The sequence below is a fragment of the Granulicella sp. 5B5 genome (assembly GCF_014083945.1).
GTDB lineage: Bacteria > Acidobacteriota > Terriglobia > Terriglobales > Acidobacteriaceae > Granulicella.
This window is the reverse complement of sequence record NZ_CP046444.1, coordinates 3,412,447-3,432,792: the sequence shown is the minus strand read 5'-3', so window position 1 is coordinate 3,432,792 and position 20,346 is coordinate 3,412,447. Positions and strand designations below refer to the sequence as shown.

The following is a 20,346-nucleotide window of genomic DNA, read 5'->3' as shown; positions in this document are numbered from 1 at the left end:
CCTTCGCCGTTGACCAGCAGATGGATCTTGGTCGTCAGCCCTCCTCGGCTTCTCCCCAGAGCCTTGTCGCCCCTTTTTGCGGCCACCGGCCGCTTGCTGATGAGCCTTGACGATGGTCGAATCCAGCATCAAGTACGGGTTCTGCTTGTTCCGCACCAGCTCAGCAAAGATGCGATCCCAGACCCCGGCATGCGTCCAGCGCACGAACCGTTTGTGCACGCTCTTGTACTTGGCATAACGCTCAGGAAGATTAGCCCAGCGTATCCCAGAGCGGATCGCCCACTGCGCACCGTTCACAAAACGACGATTATCTCCCGCCGGACGCCTAACCTGACCGGCTTACCCTGGCAACAATGGCTCAAGCCGACGCCACTGCGCCTCGCTCAACTCGTAACGCAATACTCCCATACACCATCGCAACAAATCCTACAACTTGCAACAGTGAATATGTCGATACACCATCGAGCGTCCCACTATAACTCGCCGCGCCGGCACTGCGCAGGTTCGCGGGCGAACCGATATCCAGTCTATCCGCAGCTTTACCGGAAACTCCCGAATGGGCAAAGCCTTCGTCGCACCAAACGACCGTGCCGGCCCTAAAAGGGCCGGCACGGTGCGATGCGTGTGTGTCCATTCTCAGGGCTGAGAAATGGCTGTGCTATCGCTTTCATTGAAGGTCGCTCCGGCCGGGACGAAGGTGTTGGTCGCCGTCCGTCCACTCTCGGAACCGACGCGCAGCTCAATTCGGCGCGCATCCACTCCCCCTTCGTTCACTAAGTAGTGGCTCGCATTCACGGCCCTCTCCGAAGCTATTTTGGAGATTTCGCCAGCCGCGTAATTGCCTACAATGACCAACTTTCCAGTCGACTCACGCCGCATCTCCAGGGCGATATCGTCCAGGCACGCCTTTGCCTCGTTGTCGACCCGCTCCGGACGCTTGTGGTCGCGCTCAAATGAGATCGCACAGAGCGCACTGGGCTGAGGAACTGCGGCGACCGGCGGCGCGTTGACGCTCACGCTGGTGGTCGCTGTGGCCGTTTTGCCCAAATCGTCAACGACGCTGCAAGTCACCATAATCGTGCCCGGGGCCACGCCGCTCGTGTTCAGGCTGGCACTCGATGTCGTTCCACTAATCGTTCCCGCGCTAGCGGTGTAAGAGTAACTGAGAGGACGATTCTGCGGGCTCGCCGCCTGTGCCGTAATCGTCGCGCCATCGCCCGGCATCACGCTCGACGGGCTCGCCGAGCAGGCAACCGTGGGCGGCTCGAACGGCCGCACCGTAAACTCGGCTGTGCATCCCGCTTGTTCGTCCGTATGATCGCCCTGCGCAACATGGCCGGAAACCGTGTAGGTGCCCGGCGCCAGGCGTGACGTACTGAGAGTTGCGGTGGAATCCGTGCCGCTCATAACGCCGCCGCTCGTAGTCCAGCTGTAGATGGCCTTGCGCTTGGGGTTCAAATTCGTTGCAGTCGCGGTAGCCGTCATCGGGTCGCCGGAGAATACGGTCCCCGGCTGTACGCTACAGGCAAGCTGCACAGGAGGCAATGGCTGTCTGCCGCCGAAAGCAAACAGCAGGCCCGAAGAAAGCCGCAGATCGTTCTGGCTGGCGCTTGCTCCTGTGGAAACACTATTGACGACACCCTGAAACCTCGTCAGCATGTACTCCGCCTGCACCGCACGGATTGAGATGTGATGTGTCAGGCGAATATCCAAACCGCCGCCACCGGCCATCGCGAAGGAATTCTGTACGGGAAGCGCCGCACACCCCGCCCCGGCACAGTTGCTCACGGTCACAGCAGACGCATGAACGCCTCCGGCGAGGACCTGCACAAATGGCGTGAAGCGGGTGTGATTGCGAAAGGAGAGCCGAGGCCCGAAGAGATAAGTATAGGCCGTACCGCTGGAGTTCACGACAAGCGGCTGGTTGGCTCCCGTGCCGGTAAACTGCAACTGGCTGTCATCATAACCGCCAAAGTCGCCTACGAGTCCGAGATAGCGGTTGAAGTTGAACGCAATCGAAGCACTCCCACCATTCAGGCCTACCATACGGTTCCCCACCACCGTATTGTTCGATCCCGTGCCAAACCGCGAATATCCAAGAAATAGTTCAGCCTTCGGAGTCCTGCGGCGCATGTGCGGCACCCGTGTTGGCGTCATAGGATGAACACCCCGGCCATGCGGAACGATGGAACTGGAAAGTTTCTTGTCTCGCGACCCAGTGGGATTCTCCCCATGGATTAACGGCATCGGCGCCATCGAAACAACGACTACCACTGTGGCAAGCATCCGTGAAGATAATTTCATCTCATTCTCCTGAATCTCTATGTGTCGGGCTCAGCCTCGAACGCCCTTGCATCGACCGCGGCCACCCTCGCTTGAGGGTGGCCGCGGTGTAGCTTACTGGACGTTGATGACGGTGTTGACCATTGTGACTGACGCGGTCAAAGCAATCACTCTGCCGTCGATTGTCGTAACAGCGGCGACTCCGGGACTTGAGACCGTGATTCCCGGCGAAGAAATGACAGTTCCCACCATCGTTCCTCCTCCTCCGTAGTTGATGACCGCGCCAGGAAGACCCCCAACCGCCCAGAAGACATTGCTTGCCTTGGCTCCGTTTATCAGAACAACGCTTTGAGGCGCTGTCGGCGTACCTACCTGGAGATACGACCCCATCTGGAATATCCAGTACGCATTGGTGTTGCCTTGAGCGTCGAGAGTAAGCGGACCCGCAGTGATGTCATAAAAGGTTGCGGAAGTATAGGTGCCAGGTGGCAGAGTGCGATTGCCCAACTCGTCGTTCGACAGAGTGATCCCTGGAGGAAGACCTTGAAGTGTGTTGTAAGCTGCCTGGGCTTCCAGTGCGGCTTGAGTTGCGGTGGCGAAAGTCGTTGCGGTTCCTTCGTCGGGGCATGCTGTCGTCGGCTGCGAAGTGCCGGGAGCTGTGTAGATCGCGATGAGTCCCGTTCCGGGCGTTGGCGATACGGATCCAACAAGCCCGGTAGCCTGCGGAGCTGTCGACTCCGTATACGTGCATTCGGCTACGCCAGTTAGGCTCACAATGCTGTCATCGTGAAATCCAGTTATCAACGTGGAGGCAGCTGTAGTTCCGATATCGCCATTATTGATGACCGTCGAAAGTCCCTGATTGGTGATTCCGGCGTTGCCGCCGAAAGCCCCAAAGAGCGATATGGTCGGCCCAAGGACGACCGGTGGCGGTACCACCGTCGCAGCGGTCATAAAGGTCCATGGATTCGCCGCGCCGGTAGTCCCCAGAGGATTTCCAGCAAGATCCGTTGCTCCGGAGGTCACTGTTGCGATGTAACTGGTGCTGGGGAGCAGCGCGACGGTGGGTGTGAGCGTGGCTATGAAGGTTACCGCGTCATACGCTAGCGTGGCCGCTACCTGATTTCCACCCTGTGTAAGCTGGAAGGTCGCGTTGTTGATCGTCAGCGGGTTCATCGCCTTGGTAAAAGTTGCGCTTACCACCTGCGTGAGCGGAACATTGGTGGCGCCGTTTAGGGGCAGCGTCGAAACGATCTCCGGAGGAACGACGATGGGCGCTCCGGTAGTGAAAGACCAGACGTAGTTCTGAGCCAACCCCGTGCCCGCCAGATTCTGGGCTCCTGTGGCGATCGTGGCCGTATACAGAGTGTTGGCCGCAAGGTTCGCTGTTGGGTTGAACGTCAGCGTATTTCCAATGGCCGCGTAAGCAACAAGGCCGGCGACAGGGGTGGTACCCGGCCCCGTCAGCGTAAAGGTTGCCGGGTTGATCGTGGCAGGGTTCATAGGCACGCTGAACGTCGCGCTGACCGCTTGATTGGCCGGCACGCTCGTGGCTCCGGCCGCGGGGATGGTAGAAGTTACTGTCGGAGGTACGACGACGGCTGCTCCAGTGGTAAACGTCCAGACGTAGTTCTGTGCCAGCGCGGTGCCGGCCAGATTCTGCGCCCCAGTGGTGATCGTGGCCGTATAGAGAGTGTTGTACGCGAGCGGTGCGCTTGGGGTGAAGGTCGCCGTGGAGCCTGCAACGACGTAGACGACGGCTCCTGTCACGGGAGTCGCGCCCGGTCCAGTAAGCGTGAAGGATGTCGCGTTGATCGTGGCAGGCGTCATGGCCACGCTGAAGGTGGCGCTGAGGGCCTGGTTGATGGGCACATCCACTGCCAGATTGGCAGGAACAGTGGAGATGACCGTTGGCGGGGTGGGCGCCGGAAGCGTTCTAAACATCCATGCGTAGTTGGCGGCTAACGGGGCGCCTGCAAGGCTCTGGGCCCCAGTAGTGATCGTGGCCGTATAGATGGTGTTGACGATGAGGGCAGCTGCCGGAGTGAACGTGGCCACGCTGCCGGAGCAAGTGACTGTGCCCGCCACCGATGTCGTACCAGGGCCGGCGAGAACGAAGCTGGTTGCTGGCGATGCGAGCGTCGCGCAATTCATCGCCTGGCTGAACGTCGCGCTTATCGCTTGATCGAGCGGCACACCCGTAGCGCCATTAAGCGGCACGGTCGAAAGAACTACAGGCGGTGTAGCGGTCGTAAAGCTCCAGGTATAGCTCGCGGCCAGCGGGTCGCCGGTTGAATCGGTGACACTGGTCGTAATCGTAGCCGTATAAACCGTGTTGGGTATCAACGCCGTGCCTGGAGTAAAGGAAGCCGCCGACCCCGCCGCGTTATAGGTAACAGTTCCAGCCACAGTTGTCGCACCGGGTCCCTTCAAAAGGAAGGTGGTGGCATTGACTGTCGCGGGATTTAGCACCTTGCTGAACGTCGCTGTGAGAATTTGGTTAGTCGGCACAAATGTTGCGCCATTCATCGGCAAAGTCGCAATCACCGTCGGCTGCGTAGCCGTTGTAAAGCTCCAGGTGTAGCTTGCGACCGGTTGAACGCCGACCGTATTCGTCACAGCGCTCGTGATCGTCGCCGTATAAGTCGTGTTGAAGGTAAGAACTGTTGTTGGGGCGAAGGAGGCCACGGATCCCGCGGAGTTGTAGGACACGGTGCCGGCAACAGCAGTTGCCCCCGGCCCCGTGAGGAGAAATGTTGCCGCACTGATGGTAGACGGGTTCATCGACTCATTGAATGTTGCCGAGATGACCTGATTCACCGGAACGCCGGTCGCTCCCGCGACAGGCATAGTCGAGATCACAGAAGGCGCATTCACCGATGTCGTCTCTTTCCCACATCCACCCAGAAACACAAAAAAAAGAGCAGTAAAAGAAACCACAATTGGTACTCTACGAATGAGCATCTAAAATCTCCTGGTCGAACCCGTATGCCGTTGCACTCGATATCCACGTTTGCTTTCAAACGGGGCCATGAGGAAAGAGCGAAGGTAGTCGTTTCCAAGTGTTACGCTTCTCCATCGACTAAGTCTGAGCAATACAGCTCGCCATAGAAGTTATTTTTTAGGACATCATTGACTGACCTGCTCCCCTAGAACCCGCACATGCAAGTTATCTCTATCCTCCTGAGTAAAGGGAGAGATACGCCGGAGTAAGCACAGTAAAGCGCTGCTCCTAACGGCTCTGAGACAGATAGAGGCGGAGCAGGCCGCGGACCATCCGCTACGACAACGGACCTGAATTGACTAGGTGTTCAGTCCTGCAGATGGATAGGAACAGTGCGGCGTGATTGATTAGCGACGGCGAAGCAGAGACGGGGTCATTGGCGCCCATGGCAGTCCAATAAGTTTCTCGACCCCAGGACCAAATGGGGCGGTGTTACCGACCCCGCACCTCAATGGTTACAAGATCAGTAATCCGGCGGTGTTGGCTCGCATTGAGCACGAGGAACTGGACCAATTCCTGAGAGGCTGCGGGTGGACGCCATACTTCGTAAAAGGCGATGAGCCAAAGAAGATGCATGAACTCGTGGCCGCTAGTCTACGTGGTTTGGGGTCTGGTAACGGTTGCGGAATAACCTCAAACCGGAAGCAGTAATTCATCGCCGATTTGGCAAGTTCCTGCGTTCAGATAAGTCCAATTGCCCTTCCTGCAATGCCAACACCCAACCAGAGCGCGATAGACACTCCGGCAGCCATACGCGACCACACCGTCGCCCTCCGGGTCCCGAGCATGTAAAGCGCACGGCGATGCAAGGTGAAGTAAAAGAGTACTGCCGTAAAGAGAAGAGCCATCTTCCAACGGAAAGCAGGACTATAAAAGCACTTGAGAGACTCTTCCGAGACCATGGCAATTCCAGAGAGAATCATGAAGACCAGACTGCTTAACAGGATGCGACTCATATCGCGTCCAATGACGACGGCAGAATCTCGTTTGAGCACAACACCCAGCAGGCGAAGATCGACAATCAGCACGGAACCACCTAAAAGCGCGAGCGCTAGAAGGTGCGCCATTTCCACGATGGCAAAGGCCCATTGACTGGTCTGCATAAAGTGGCCGAGAGGGGAATGAGCAAGGGCGACAAACCAGGGGCGCGGAGACATACGGGTAAGAGATCCTTTATCTAAGAGCTAAAAGTACGCGATGGCGCGACCCGCCACAATGATGCCGCTCCATAGTGCAAGGGATGCGATGGCCGCAGCGCGCGCTCTCCATGGGGATAGCTTCAGCGTCTCCCAGTCGTGCACTCGTCGATAGACAGTCGTGTGGAAGATGAGCGGGTTCAGTCCCACGAGAATCAGCAATAGCATTTTGACCCGAAAAGCAGGGTTTACGTAATTCTTCGCGGCCTCCGCCCAGAACAGTAGCAGCCCACTGACAAGCATGATTCCAAAGCCCGTCCAAGTGATAGGAAAGATAGCCCGCGAGACGCGTGTGACTGGAATCTCGCGAAGGATGACACCCAGCATCCGCAGATCCAGAATGGAGATGGAACCGAAAAGAACGGTAATTGCGAGAACGTGAACAGACTCGATGATGGAGAAGGCATAGTCCGACTCTCGAATAGCTGTACCAATCTGCGAATCATAGATAAGCTGGCAAACATGTTGTGGAACAGAAATATACATATCGAAGTGGCCCAACGCCGGTATCACAAGTGAGTAAGTGCGGCGTTGGGCTGTCTGGCTCCTTTAGCTCTTTTTACCAGCGCCGGGAAGAGCGCCCTTGTCTGTGCCATCGTCACCAGGGCCTCCATCGCCAGGGCTCCCCCCGTAGACCGAGCGACCATCCGGCAGGGTAACGCGTCGAGCATCGACGAGATGAGAGCCGTCCTTGGCACGATAGCCATCTACAACGATGGTGTCGCCGATCTTAAGGTCGCCTTTCTTCCATCCGCGGCGGCTGAGCGCGCCCGGGCCGGCGCCTTCGCAACCCCAGTTGGAGGTAACGCCCTTGGCGTCGGTTACGTCGACGTAAAAGTAAGAGTGTGGATTGGTCCACTCCACGCGGGTAATCTTGCCGACGAGGCGTGTCGGCTTGTTGCCGTCGAACTCCGCGGCAAAAGAGTGGTGGGCGTATGCAGGCACCGCTGCTATAGCGGAGACTGCCAGCACGAGGGCAAGCGCACTTCTGGTCTTCATAGAGTCATCCTTTGCTTATTTGTGTGGGTTGAGCGGGCAAAATAAAACCCGCTCCGGAAGTGGAGCGGGTCTCTATCCTTGCTGCCGTCCGATGAAAAAATAGGTCTCAAGTGGCATCAAGTGCCGAAGAAACGATTTTAGTCATGGCATCAAACAGGTCGGGTTGCCGTCCACTCAGAAAATCAGAGAGGAGCAACAACACAACGACGCTGTCGTAGCAGGCATATCTGAACTCTAAGTAGTAGGATTCTATTATGTCAAGTAAAACTCTTGACGGGATCTATTCTATGGATTACTTTCTATCCATGCCCGGCATCGTTTCGCTGATTCGTTCGCGTTGTTGTTGTACTCGCTAATTGTGCTGAGTACCTCTATGCGGACGTTGGTCGTAGGCCGACTGACTCATCCTTACTGACAATCACACAATTCCTACTTAGGTATAAATCCAGGCAAACCTCGGTCTGCATTCGGTGGCAATCGCTGTAGCTGCCACTTGCGATAACCAAGGGGATTCTATCTCTATGGGTGGCACTCCATCGAAAAGAAAGGAGGTCTTCGTTGAAGACCCAACTGCGCTTCGGCGCTCCTACGCTCACAGCGTTACTGCTTATCGTCATGTATCCGTCACTCAGTGCCCAGAGCCCCGCACAAAAGCAGCCTGACACCAGAGGCAGCGAGAACTCTCCGTTCTCGCGCAGCGAGGCTGACCTGCCGAAGGGACCAGCGCCGCGACTCGGGAATCACCCCGACCTATCGGGATACTGGATCCCGTCCCACGCGCCAAAGGATAAACCTGTCGGCAATCTCGGCAAGGATTATCCGGGATATAAGCTACCTTTTACTCCCGCCGGCGTCACTGCGCACGAATACAACGTGGAGCATACGGTTGATCCTGAGGCTCTCTGCATTGTGGGTGGCCTTCCACGACACAACGCAAGCGGGTTGCCATTTCAGCTTCTCCAAGGCAAGGACCACACCGTATTTTTGTACTGGTACACAACATATCGACTCGTGCCTTTTGATGGAAGTAAGCATACGGCGGACCCCGATCCATCATTCTTCGGCGAGGAGATCGGGTCATGGGATGGTGATACGTTCGTTATCGACTCCACCGGCTTCAAGGAAAAGCGAACCTGGGCAGATGAGAACGCCGATCCTCATAGCGATGAGCAGCATGTCGTAGAACGCTGGACCAGGCCTGATGTCGGGCATCTGCACCTCGAAATGGTAGTGACCGATCCGAAATACTACACAGAGCCCATTCATTATCAACGCACCTGGTTGCTGGGTAAGCCAGGAGCTGAGGTACATGAGTACTCATGCTCTGAAGATAATGTAGATGCTCCTCATCTTGGGCCTGGCCCTGGAGTTATCGGGGCCGATGGACAGCGTGGATTTGACAAAGTGGCTCCGCTGCCACCACCTCCCTCGAAGGACCACCCAGCCGTCACCTCAATACCTAACTGATTCATCCGAGCAGACACAGTCTCAATATTTATAACTGAATACCCAGCGATCCCATGACGAATCGACAGGTAGCCCTCAATCTTAGAAACCCACTCTGTGGAGCCAGCACCGGCGCTGGCTCCACAGAGAGATGTCGTTGTTGTCCCATTCTCTAGCTTTGTGAAGTGACAGAGGCCATGCATCCTTGAGGCGCCAATGCGCTCGGCTTGCACGCCTGCGTCTGCATCACTCGAGAAAGCACCTTTCCGAACAATCTAGCACTTGTGGCATGGCCTCCTCTGCTGTATGGAGTTCCATGATGTTGCTCACTCCGGTGAGCTATCTCACAAGTGTTCTCAGTTGACTCGACGCTAAGAGCATACGCCAGCCTGCGCCAGGCTTAGGGAGAACGATTCATGAAGTACGCACGTTTGTATCGATTTATATCCGGCCTACCCATCCTTTTGCTATTGTCGGTATTCAGTGCCGCCCCCATCAAAGCCCAGACAAACTATGGAAGTGTTCGTGGTCTTGTTTCCGACTCTCAAAATGCCGCAGTAGCTGGCGCGAAGGTGACTCTTACCGCCGACCGCACCCATGTGAGCCGAACAGAAGTGACCAATGGTTCCGGAATTTATTTCTTCGGCGCCGTCGATCCAGGCTCCTACTCAGTCAGCGTCGAAGAGTCCGGGTTCAAGACAGGGCACGAAATCGGTCTCATCACAGAACTCGGTGTAACGAAGACCCTCGACTTCAAGCTAGCCGTTGGGAGTGCTGAACAAACCGTAGACGTGAGCGCAAGCACAGAAGAACTGATCAACAATGCCAGCGCCAGTAACGGTCAGCTCTACGATGAGCGGAAGCTTCAGGACCTACCGAATCTGGGCCGGAATCCATTCATCATGGACAAGCTGGACAGCAACGTCATACCTACCGGTAATCCTCAACAGGCGCGGGCCGAGGACCAGAATATGACGTCTTCGGTCTCGATTGCCGGTGCCCCCATCGGCACCAACGGCTATGTGGTGGATGGAATTCCTACCTCAACGTCGGCAGGCATTGTGACTTTTATCCCCTCGCTGGAAGCGGTTTCAGAGGTCAAGGTCCAAGCCAACACCTACGACGCTGAAGCTGGGCGCGTCGGTGGCGGGCTTTACAACGCAACCCTGAAATCTGGCAACGATCAACTGCACGGTGTGCTCTATGGCGAAACGAGGCAGACACCTTGGAGTGCCAACAGCTTCTACAGCAATCTCAGCCATGCGCCTCGTCCTGGCCAGGCGACCTATCTCTATTCGGGTGCACTCGGCGGTCCACTTCCACTTGACAAGATTCCGGGCTTCAGCGGCGTGCCACTAGTGGGAGGGAAGTACTACTTTTGGATCACGGAGGATGGATATCGACAACAGCAGCCTTATGCTGCCAGCAGCACAGCCGTGTATGTTCCAACAGCCGCGGAACGCCTGGGCGACTTCACGCAATCTGACAATCCCGGCCCAACTGAACCTACGCTCTATGACCCCACCCAACCCTTCGTCGAAGGGAAACGTACGGCAGTCATCACCGGTATGAAAAATGGCATCCCAACGCCAAACTACATCCCGGGGAGCGATGTAAGCATCAACCCGATCGGACAGTTTATTGCGAACTCCTATCCCTTACCTAATGTGGCTCTGGCATCGTCGCAGGCGTACGGTACAGGGAACCGCGCACTTCCTCAGGACTCCCTTAAGACACGGTCTGATATGTATAGCGGGAAGCTTGACCATCAGTTCAACAGCCGGTGGTCGGCTGCAGCCTCCTATGTGCATTTGGCGACGCAAGAACCCAGCGGAAGTGTGCTACATGTGAAGGCAGAAGGCATTGGCGTACTTACACGCTATAACGATGCAACCGCCATCAACAATACGATCCTGCTTTCACCAACGACGGTTCTGAACGTCGCATATGGGTTCAACCGCTATTACAGCACTTCTCCGCAGTACAGTAACGGGTTCGATCAGACAAATGGCTTTGGAGGAACCGGCTTCTCTCAAGGCTTCGTGAGCCGACTCCAATCCGCCACATTCCCCACCATCACGCCAAGCGGCGTCGCCAGTCTTGGCGGTGCCAACAGTGGCCCGACTATTAACTACTCGCGCAACTTCGTGATTAGCGTATCGAAAACCATCGGCAGGCACAATGTAAAGGCTGGATACGTCTACCGCGGACTGCGTGATTACACGCAGAGTTTTTCCGGTGGAAATGGAGCCTATAACTTCAATGGCCAGTACACCTCTATCAACGGCGCCAGCGCGTCCACAACGAGCGGCAACTCGATAGCCGACCTGCTGCTCGGCGCTGTCTCAAGTGCATCCGTCACGATCAATGCGCCCTATACATTGCAGCTTGCCAACTACAGCGCCTTCTATGGACAGGATGACTTTCGTCTGAACAATGCCCTTACAGTGAATCTCGGTCTGCGGCTGGAAGTCGAACCAGGGCAGAGCGAGGCGAACAACCGATTCATCGTCGGCTTCAATAAGACTATCCAAAATCCGCTATCCACCAGTGGGACGCCCTTGTTGGGCGGTGTTGAGTTCGCGGGGACGAACGGGTATTCAACGAAGTGCTGCCAATATGGAGCCGCAAAGTATTCACCCCGGCTTGGCCTTGCATACTCGCTGGATAAGAAAACCGTACTGCGTGCCGGCTTCGGTCTGTTCTACGCTCCGGTTGCGCTCACAAACTATTCTCCCGGATATAGCCAGACGACAACGTACAGCACATCGAACCTTACGGCAGCCACTCCTGCAAGCAACTTCGGCACGGGCGCATATCTCTCCAACCCCTTCCCTGGCGGGCTGCTGGCACCGAGTGGTAACTCGCTGGGATATCTCACGGGTGTAGGCGGCTCGATCACCGGCATTGATTCCAGCCGCCGATATCCCCTAGTGCAGCAGTATTCGGTTGATCTTCAAAGAGAACTCCCCGGCCATATTGCCCTGAAAGTAGGTTATGTAGGAGCACACACGCGGAACTTCGAAAATACGGTAAATATCAACCAATTGCCAAACAGGGTTTTATTTGCGGCAACTGGCACTTCGTTGGCAACTCCAGTCGCAAACCCATTTCATGCAACAACTGTGGGGGGATACCCCGCCACTGGGCTTGTATCGCAGACGACTTTGTCAGCGGCTCAGCTGCAACTTCCCTTCCCTGAGTTCTCTTCGGTCACTCTTTCCGAGAGCAATGGCTACTCGCGCTACAACGCTCTCGCGGTTAAGGTCCAGCGTAGCTTCCGCAATGGGCTGACCGTGCTTGGGACCTACACCTGGTCGTCAAACTGGGACAACATCTACTCCTCCGTGTCGGCGCCCGCGACCAGCGACAACCTAAACGCCACAGCGGGCCCTCAAGACAACACCAATCCCAAGGCTGAATATGCGCGTGCCGCAGATGATGTGCCGAACCGGGCCACGCTCGTGATTACTTACGATCTGCCATTTGGACGTGGAAGGGCCTACTTGAGTGGTATCAACCGCTGGGCCAATGCCTTCCTTGGTGGGTGGCAATTCAACGATGAAACAATTGTTGAAAATGGCGGACCACTTTCCATTACCCAGACCGACCTCAACAGTGCCAGTCAATACGGCACCACGGGAGTTGGCGGTGCTGTACAGCGGCCGAATCTGGTTCCGGGTGTTCCGATCGCGAAATCTGGAAGACCGCAGGGCAGGCTTGGGCCGCAGCAGAACGGCACTCAAACATACTTCAACACGGCTGCCTTCACAGTAGCGCCGGCTTATACCTACGGGAATGCTCCGCGCACGTTGCCGGTGTATGGTCCGGGTTACGACGACTCTGATCTATCCATCAACAAGAGCTTCCATATTAGCCAAAGGGCTGACTTCCAATTTCGGGCCGAGGCCCTGAATGCATTCAATACACCCGAGTTTGCTGCCCCAGTGACGGTCTTGCCGGTAAATACAGGCAGTCAAACAGCGGTTCAAGGATCGACGTTCGGCCAAATCACTTCGCAGATCAATTACGCGCGGATCATTCAGCTCGGCGGCAGGTTCAGCTTCTGAACTTCTCCGTCTGCCGGCGTGGGCAATATGATTCTTGCCCGCGCCGGTCTTCCCTTCTAAGAGCACGCACCAACACCCTTGATAAGGAGATCGCACCGTGAGATTCGGCAATGCTTCACCTACTCTTTTTCTTTTACTCACGCTTGGAATAGTCTCTCTTGCCGCATATCCACTCCAAGCACAGACATCACGGCCGGGACGACTCCCACCGGACATTTTCGATGGCGAGACGCAGGTACACAGACATAGTGTCATTCCACCCACGGGCCCGACTCCTAGAACTTCGGACGGACATCCGGATCTCTCCGGATATTGGAAGGACGACGGTAAGGCAAACCCCCACGGAAATATTGGGAAGGACCTACCCGGTTACGAACTGCCCTTTACCGTTGCCGGCGAAGCTGCACATAAGTACAACTTGGAGCACACAATTGATCCCGAAAGTCTCTGCCTGCCGGGCGGCCTTCCGCGCGAAGATGCTGGTGATGGTGGATTTCAGCTTCTGCAGGTGCCGGGATCAACAGTGTTCCTCTACCAATACGGAACCTTCCGACTCGTTGTTACGGACGGACGACCGCACTCGGACGATCCAGACCCGACCTACTTTGGCGAAAACATCGGAAGTTGGGACGGTGACACGTTTGTGGTCGATGCCATTGCGTTCAAAGAGACGAAAACATGGGCGGACGAAAACGCTGATCCGCACAGCGATGCACTGCACACGATTGAGCGTTGGACACGTCCTGACTTCGGCCACCTACATCTGGACCTGACCATTGAAGACCCGAAGTTCTATACTGCGCCTATTCACTTCCAGAGAACGTGGGTCGCGGCCACTAAACAGCGCGTCCATGAAGAGGCGTGCAACGAGAACAACATCGACGTAAATGGCGGACATCTTGGATTTGGTCCTGGCCCTATAAGGGCCGATGGGACCAGAGGCTACGATCACCGTGCCCCACTGCCTCCTCCACCCACCAAAGAACACCCTGCTGTGACGTCTACTCCGAACTAGAAGCGACGCAGCCTGTATCGCACTCTGTCGATACAGGCTGCTTTATTCATAAGAAGGAGGCAGGTTTACTCTGGGCTCGAAGTGACCGCCGAATGCTCTTCGCTTGGAAGCGGGCATCAGAGTGGGCCTCTACACGAAGCCCTTGGATCGGAAGCAGTATCGAGTTCGACTGCTCTTCATCGCTACGGTTGGAGTGAATGACGAGACATCCATACTCGAATCCAGGTTGTTTGGGTATGGATATCTCGTATGCGGGGGTCGTGCCATGGGATGCTACTGCGGGATGATGGAGTGCGTGGCGGGGTGCTGGGGAGTCGGACGCGGCGGCAGAGGGGCAAGCTTCACCTGGTCATGCGGCGCGGCCTTGTCCTCCTGCGCAAACCGGTGCTCCTCGGCGGCGAGTTCCTGCTTGTCCGTCCGTGTCTCGGCGCGCGGCCGACCGTCTGCATCTTCCTGTATGAGCGAACGCGGCTGCGCATCCAGACTCTCCTCATCCGGCGTATAGCAAGGCGTGATGGTGCACGGCCGCTCATTAGTCTTCGTTGTCCCCAGGAAGTTGTGGTTGTAGTCAGCGCTCTCGGGCACCAGATAGAACGTCACTGCTTGCGCGAAGTAGCTCTCGTCGGTCGTGGGAATAATGCGGGTAGGGTCGGCGCCGAGATAGTGCACAAGGTACCACTTGGTGTTCACGGCACGATAGGCGGAGAGATCTTCGAGGCGCACGTCGAGGCCGGTGCTGTCCTCGACCTCGCGCATCATGCCGTTCTCAGCGGACTCATGGTCCTTGCCCGGATCCTTCACGCCCACCAGCACCAGCTTGAGGCCAGGATGCTGTCTGAGCACCGCAACACCCTCCTTCAGGCACGGCAGGGCGCTGTTCTCGACCCGTGCGGGGCGGCGAGTATCTTTGTCAAAGGAGATAGAGCAGATCCGTTCAACTCCCGTGGGGAGTTGCGTTGTCTGTCCAATGGCGGCAGCGACCGGCAGCGTCAAAACCAACAGAAGTGCCCAACCCATGGCCATAAAATATCGTGCGTTGACAAGTTTCATGCTGATATCTCCTTAGATCAATCGATAGAAGTTGAACTACAAGGTGTCATCGTGGAGCCTAGAAGGTGTACTTTGCCGCAATCTGAATCAGGCGTGGAGCTACCGCACTCACAATATGCCCAAAGCCCGGATCTTCTATCTGACCATCGACAGAGGCCGGGCCATCGAACTGAGCGTGGTTGAATGCATTAAAACTTTCCAGTCGGAGCTCGATCACGCCTCCGTCGCGCAGAGGAAGTTGGTCATGCAGCGCCAGGTCTACATTTTCAATACCGGGCCCATGGAATATCCTGCGTTTCGCATTCCCCAATTCACCAAAGGACTCTTCAGAAAAGAGCGTGGTGTTGAAGGCGGCCTTTCCATTGCGGCCATTCGTATTCACACCAAGCGGTCCATGCCTGTACTCCGGGGTGTCGAGCAGGTAATTATTCGCTCCATTACCGAGCGTTCCGAGCAAGGAGTTGTCGGAGTTATCGTAGAGCGTCACCGGCAATCCCGTGGCCAACCGGACTGCTCCAGAGAGGCTCCAACCCCAAACAAAGTCATGCCAACGTCTTCCCTCCGGACGCGGGGGCAGCCTCAGCGAAAAGCTCGCAACAAAGTCGTGCTTCATATCCCACGCAGAAAGGGCACGGCTTTGACGTGCATCAAGCGGATTCAGCTGCTCCCCAAGGTTTGAGCCTTGATCAATCGACTTTGCGTACGCATAGCTCAGTAAGAACTGAGATCCATGTTGCTCGTAGCGTAGAGTTGTCTGCAGTGCGTTGTAGTTAGAGTTGGCGATGGAACTATCTGCGGTATTTTCGCCATAGTTTTCTCCTTGTCCAAGCATTGTGCCATCGTTCTGTCCGACTCGCGTACCATAGATCGCCGTGCCGTTTACGCTCGCGTAGTTCGCATCCTCCCCAAAAGGCCCGCAGCCGTCACTCGCTAAACTGAGGCAAAGAGAGGCATTGCCGGGATTGGCAGAGACGAGCGCGAGTTCACGATGTCCCTGATTACCTACATAACTCACTGTCCACAGGAGATCATCCCAAAACTGCCGTTGAAACGAGAACATATAGTTGCTGAGATAGGCCGCACGATTGCGACGGTCAAAGAAGGGATCGGCAGAGAGCGGAAGAAAATTGCTCCAATTGACGTTAGTGCCTGGATGCATGGCCGAAACATGGTGCGACGGAAAATCGAACGGAAAGCGTTGTCCGTTGTTGTATCCCGTCGCTGCAGTAATGAACGGAGCCGCCAGCAGTGGAGGGCCGGGACTGAGATAGTTGTATCCAAAGGGCGGTACGGAATACATGATTCCTGCCGCCAGCCCAGGAAAGGCGGTATAGAACAGCCCATAGCTGACGCGAAAACTACTTTTATCTCGTGCGCCAAGGAGTGCCCTGCCAACCCCATTGTCGAAGGTTGGAGACCAAGCGAAGCCGAGTCGTGGAGCAACATTATTCCAGCGCGTCGGCGCGATGGTACGAGCTATACCAGGATCGCCTGCAACAACCAATCCCTCCGGCGCACCCGGATAAAGGGTGGACTGAGAGCCGGCGACCCACGTTTGCAATTGATTGTACTTTTCCCACCATGGCATCACGACATCCCACCGCAGCCCGACGTTCATGGTGAGATCGCTGGTTGCACGCCAGTTGTCCTGCACGTACGCTCCCAGATAACGGTTCCTGAGATAAAAAGGCTGACCGGACGATTGCGTAAAGTTGCTAGCGACCCCGAGAAGAAAATCCGCGTAGGGTGAGCCGGTTTCCGTGCCATCAATATTGAACGTGCCGTTGAAGGTGGCATTAGGATGCTCGTTCACCTGGTCCATATGAAACTGGGCCCCAAAGTTCAACGTGTGCGAACCAACCGATCGCGTGAGATTGCTGCTTGCATAAAACGAATTATTGACCTGAGTGAGGTTTGTAATGGGAACGCCCATAACGAAGGAGGGGAACGTAATGTTCTCGACTCCTTCAAATTCAGGAGCCTGCACATAGATTCCGTCGGCTCCAGATGAAAACCCCTGCGACGCAAGGCTTACGCCGAGACCACCATGCGGCTGCCCTATGACGTTGGCGTTGCGTAGGTAACCAATATGTGACTCGTCAACTGTATTTATTCCCAGAATCTTCGTGTCGGACAAAGCGAAGAGTTGAGCGCGCCCAAGATACAACGCGTCAAAGCCGGGGATGCTTGCGCCTGCAACCGAGCCCGGATACGGGTTATCGAGCGTGTAGTCATCCACAAAGTAATACCCACTCAGTTGGCCCGCGCGCGTATTTGCATCGATGCGAACCGAGCCCTTGTCGTCTCGAACCGTTTGCGAGTAAGACGATGTTGAGAATTGGCTAGCACTTACGTTCGGAGAAGGAATGTACTGGAGAAGATTCCTTGCGGGCGCGGCCCACGCTGTCGGGGGGATAACCAGATTGGGAAAGACACATTGTGTCGTTGAGGTACAGTTGCTTGCGTAGACTGATGATGGATCGTCGGAGCGCGCTTCGCCTTGTGCAAAGTAGTACGGTTCGTTAGCTGTGACTGAATACCCAAGGGCTGGCGTTAGCACCTGGGAAGCGAAGTAGGGACCGCCAACAGTTGTTGGAACATTTACGGTGTGCCCTGCGGATGTCGTAAAACTTGTCAAGAATGAACTTGCGTCTTCGGAGAAGTCTCCACTGCGCTCCGCCAGCGTAGGGACAGTAATGTTTCCCGTCGAGATGCCCTGGGTTGTGCGCGTTCCTTGATAGTCGACAAAGAAGAAGATATGGTCGCGCTTGATTGGCCCCCCAATGGTGCCACCAAACTGATTTTGATTGAACGCTGATCGAACAGGATCAAAGTACCCGCGGGCGTCGAGCGCTGTATTCCGAAAATACTCAAAGGCATCTCCGTGGAAACTGTCCGCACCTGACTTTGTAATGACAGTTACAACACCACCGTCGTAGTTTCCGTATTGAGGATCAAAGCTGCTGGTCAGAACACGAAATTGCTCTATGGAATCGAGATCGGGGATGATCGAAGTCCCGCCGTTCATATGTTCCTGGACATCTATGCCATCCACCAGGAAACCATTTGAAGACTCGCGTTGGCCATTGATGGAGAGATTACCTGGATTGAGGTCGCCAGAGGGATCAATGCTGCCCGTTACGCCCGCCATAATCACAGAACTCGGAAGCAACGTGGATACGGGAGCAACGCCCGGTTGTATTGATAGCAAATCTGTATAGCTGCGGCCGTTCAGTGGCAATGCATTCATTTGCGCGCTGGATACCACCTCCCCCAGATGGGTAGCTGATAGCTCGACCATCGCGTATGAATTGCTTGTCACCGTGATCGCTTCTCCAGTCGCACTGATCGCAAGGGTCATATCCAGCCGAATCGCCGCATCGGTGTCGACCATAAGGTTCGCTAGACGTTGCGTGGTAAATCCATTCGCATGAGCGATGAGGTCATAGCGACCTACCGGGATGCCCTCGAACGAATAAAGACCTGAGGCGTCGGATGCTGCATAGTAGGTGACCTTTTGCGCCACGTTGATCAACGTAAGTGCAGCGCCCGCAATTGCGGCACCGGATGGATCTCGCACGGCGCCGCTCAAGGCTCCATGTGTGGCCGCCTCCACCTTGTCCATCGGGAGAAGCATCCAAAGAAGTGCAGCAGCTAAAAGAAAGACCCTCCAAGGGCGAAAGACGGAATGATACATGCGGTTCAACAACTGACCTCAAGCAAAGCAGATTTTAATAGGGGTTGAGTTGCCGCTGTCCTCCGGAGTGGCTATGTCGAAGTCAACAATAGATAGAGCCGGCCCATCAAAGGAATCTCCCGTCTGGGCCGACTCAATCAGTAGCGATAAGCCTCAAGATACACTACTGCTGACCAACATCGGGTGCTGACGACTCCTCTGCGAGTTGATTCGTTGGCCTTTCGGCCAGGAGCTGTTCAATCCTCGCAGTGAACTCGTCTTTGAGTTGCTGATTGAACTTCCCGCTGGCAGGCGAGGCGAAGCCCGAGTGAACTCCCTTCACCAGACCGTCACGGCCGATAAAAACGGTTGCAGGCCAGGTGTTGAGATTGACCAACTCGGGCACTTTCTCCCACATCTCGGACGGCGCGCCCGCGATCAGGTAGGTGTACTTGACGCCATACTGCTTGACGAATGCCTTTTCGCGCTCCAAAGAACCCTGCTGTTCAGGCTCTTCGAAGTCGAGTGCGACGATGGCCAATCCCTTATCCCGATACTTCTTGTCTAGCTGCACAAGGTATTGAGCTTCGTCGTGGCAGTTCGGGCACCAGGTACCAGTTACGATAGCCAGGACCACCTTGCCCTTGAAGCGCGGATCGTCATTGGAAACAAGCTTCCCATTGACGTCAGGAAAGTCGAAAGTAAACTTCTGATTCGGATCGCGAACCGTCGTGTGCGTGTCATAGTTTTCGGGTTGTGGTAAACCCTTCGCTATGGCGATGTCACTTCTGTAAGCGATCAATGTCGAGGCGTAGCGGCTATCGACCGGTTCCGCGTACTGCTTGTCTCCGGCCGGAGCACTTGCCGGCTGATAGGCCGCAGCATTGGAGCCAGCCGTCGGTGCGTCGGGAGCAGCGTTGCGCGGGCGACCATTGTTCTGCAAGACCTCCAACGTGCCATCACTCTTGAGTGACACTTGGATAACACCGGGCCTGGAACCGTCAAAGTGACTCAGCACCCACTTACCATCCTTGTAGGTTCCGCTGTAGGCACCCGTATCCCCATCCACTCGAAGTATGCTCGCAGCAACCTCGGCACCGTGCTGCTCTACGATGAAGCGAAACGCCTTTTCGCCTTTCGAGCTGGGGGCATCCAAAGGAATGATCCAAGATCCAGCGATGGACGGCACGTCCTTGGCCGAGACCTTCGATTCGACGTGACGGCTGGCCTGGAAGGTGTAGTTCGATGTAGAGGCACGAGACTGGCTGCTTACTTCACCGACAAGCTGCCCATCCTGCAGTGTAGCTGTAATGGTGGTGAGATAGTGTTCGATGTTGAGAACCAGTTTGCCTTCGTTGTAAGTGGCGCTTGTCGTCCCATCATATGGCTGAAAGCCGTTGTAGAATGTGCCTTTGAGCGAAGGGCCTGATCCTGAAATGTCCAGACGGAACGGAATGACCGTCCCATGGTTAACGAGACTTGCATCCCAGCGGCCATCGATTGAGGCTTTAGAGTCCTGACCATGCGCCGCCACCAATGCTGGCGCGAACAAGGCGAGTACCGCAACAAAACTTATGCTTTTCGAAGTTGCTCTCACGTTAGTTTCC

General features: G+C 55.8%; 12 protein-coding genes. 4 read left to right on the top strand and 8 right to left on the bottom strand.

Annotation, left to right across the window (positions count from 1 at the left end):
- Positions 1 to 636: 636 nt before the first annotated feature.
- A complete protein-coding gene (locus GOB94_RS14495) occupies positions 637 to 2,157 on the bottom strand; it encodes a hypothetical protein (RefSeq protein ID WP_182276584.1) in 1,521 nt (506 codons plus the stop codon).
- A 240-nt stretch (positions 2,158 to 2,397) separates the two neighbouring features.
- Positions 2,398 to 5,160 carry an Ig-like domain-containing protein gene (locus GOB94_RS14490; RefSeq protein ID WP_255483999.1) on the bottom strand — a complete coding sequence of 921 codons (2,763 nt, stop codon included), beginning with the start codon at positions 5,158 to 5,160 and terminating at the stop codon, positions 2,398 to 2,400.
- A gap of 556 nt (positions 5,161 to 5,716) precedes the next feature.
- On the opposite strand from GOB94_RS14490, the gene GOB94_RS14485 reads away from it, so the two are divergent.
- Entirely contained in the window at positions 5,717 to 5,938 is a 222-nt protein-coding gene (locus GOB94_RS14485) for a hypothetical protein (protein ID WP_255483998.1), read from the top strand.
- A gap of 29 nt (positions 5,939 to 5,967) precedes the next feature.
- Here the strand turns inward: GOB94_RS14485 and GOB94_RS14480 are convergent, their stop codons facing one another.
- The 3 genes from GOB94_RS14480 to GOB94_RS14470 are packed head-to-tail and all read right to left on the bottom strand — an operon-like array spanning position 5,968 to position 7,482.
- Positions 5,968 to 6,444, bottom strand: a complete 477-nt coding sequence (locus GOB94_RS14480; RefSeq protein ID WP_182276582.1) for a DUF6644 family protein — start codon at positions 6,442 to 6,444, stop codon at positions 5,968 to 5,970.
- Positions 6,445 to 6,471: 27 nt separating this feature from the next.
- Positions 6,472 to 6,984, bottom strand: a complete 513-nt coding sequence (locus tag GOB94_RS14475; protein ID WP_182276581.1) for a DUF6644 family protein — start codon at positions 6,982 to 6,984, stop codon at positions 6,472 to 6,474.
- 48 nt (positions 6,985 to 7,032) lie between these two features.
- Positions 7,033 to 7,482: a DUF6152 family protein gene (locus GOB94_RS14470; protein ID WP_182276580.1), complete on the bottom strand. Its 450-nt coding sequence runs from the start codon at positions 7,480 to 7,482 to the stop codon at positions 7,033 to 7,035.
- 558 nt (positions 7,483 to 8,040) lie between these two features.
- Here GOB94_RS14470 and GOB94_RS14465 point away from each other — a divergent pair.
- From GOB94_RS14465 to GOB94_RS14455, 3 genes are all read left to right on the top strand, one after another.
- Positions 8,041 to 8,949, top strand: a complete 909-nt coding sequence (locus tag GOB94_RS14465) for a hypothetical protein (RefSeq protein ID WP_182276579.1) — start codon at positions 8,041 to 8,043, stop codon at positions 8,947 to 8,949.
- Between the two features lie 395 nt (positions 8,950 to 9,344).
- Positions 9,345 to 12,998 carry a carboxypeptidase-like regulatory domain-containing protein gene (locus tag GOB94_RS14460; RefSeq protein ID WP_182276578.1) on the top strand — a complete coding sequence of 1,218 codons (3,654 nt, stop codon included), beginning with the start codon at positions 9,345 to 9,347 and terminating at the stop codon, positions 12,996 to 12,998.
- A gap of 97 nt (positions 12,999 to 13,095) precedes the next feature.
- Positions 13,096 to 14,013, top strand: a complete 918-nt coding sequence (locus GOB94_RS14455; protein WP_182276577.1) for a hypothetical protein — start codon at positions 13,096 to 13,098, stop codon at positions 14,011 to 14,013.
- Between the two features lie 273 nt (positions 14,014 to 14,286).
- Here GOB94_RS14455 and GOB94_RS14450 read toward each other — a convergent pair whose 3' ends face one another.
- The 3 genes from GOB94_RS14450 to GOB94_RS14440 all read right to left on the bottom strand — a co-directional run bounded on the left by GOB94_RS14450 (position 14,287) and on the right by GOB94_RS14440 (position 20,336).
- Complete coding sequence (locus GOB94_RS14450) at positions 14,287 to 15,063, bottom strand: hypothetical protein (protein ID WP_182276576.1); 777 nt, start codon at positions 15,061 to 15,063, stop codon at positions 14,287 to 14,289.
- A gap of 58 nt (positions 15,064 to 15,121) precedes the next feature.
- Complete coding sequence (locus tag GOB94_RS14445) at positions 15,122 to 18,688, bottom strand: carboxypeptidase regulatory-like domain-containing protein (protein WP_255483995.1); 3,567 nt, start codon at positions 18,686 to 18,688, stop codon at positions 15,122 to 15,124.
- 235 nt (positions 18,689 to 18,923) lie between these two features.
- On the bottom strand, positions 18,924 to 20,336 hold the full coding sequence (locus tag GOB94_RS14440; protein WP_182276575.1) for a TlpA disulfide reductase family protein: 1,413 nt from the start codon (positions 20,334 to 20,336) through the stop codon (positions 18,924 to 18,926).
- Positions 20,337 to 20,346: the final 10 nt, after the last annotated feature.